The sequence below is a fragment of the Pseudomonas sp. HY2-MNA-CIBAN-0224 genome (assembly GCF_040310285.1).
Taxonomy (GTDB): Bacteria; Pseudomonadota; Gammaproteobacteria; order Pseudomonadales; family Pseudomonadaceae; genus Aquipseudomonas; species Aquipseudomonas helleri.
In genome coordinates, this window is sequence record NZ_JBEOPQ010000305.1 from 1 (window position 1) to 326 (window position 326).

Below are 326 nucleotides of genomic sequence, written 5' to 3' on the forward strand. Positions count from 1 at the left end.
GCCGGGTCGAAGGCGAAGGTTTCTTCTTTGTACTGGCTGCTGGCTCCGAGCAGGCGGCCGAGCGGGTCGTAACGGTAATTGATGTCGCCACGGCGGTTGTCGTGCAGGTCGGTCAACTGCCCGGCATCGTCATAGCGGTAGTTGCGCACCAACAGGCGCGTGCTTGAGCCGGTAAGGGCTACGGTCTGTTCCAGCAACTGGCCGTTGGGCGTCCAGCTCTGGCGTTGTTGCAGGCCGTTGCCTTGGTGACGGGCGATTTCGCGATGCAGGTCGTCGCGCTGGTAGCTGAGCAGTTCGATGTCGTCGACTTTCATTGCCAACAAATG

General features: G+C 61.0%; 1 protein-coding gene. It reads right to left on the bottom strand.

The features are described 5' to 3' along the window. The coding region (locus AAEZ03_RS26515; protein WP_350582744.1) for a hypothetical protein at window positions 1–326 on the bottom strand (326 nt) is incomplete at both ends.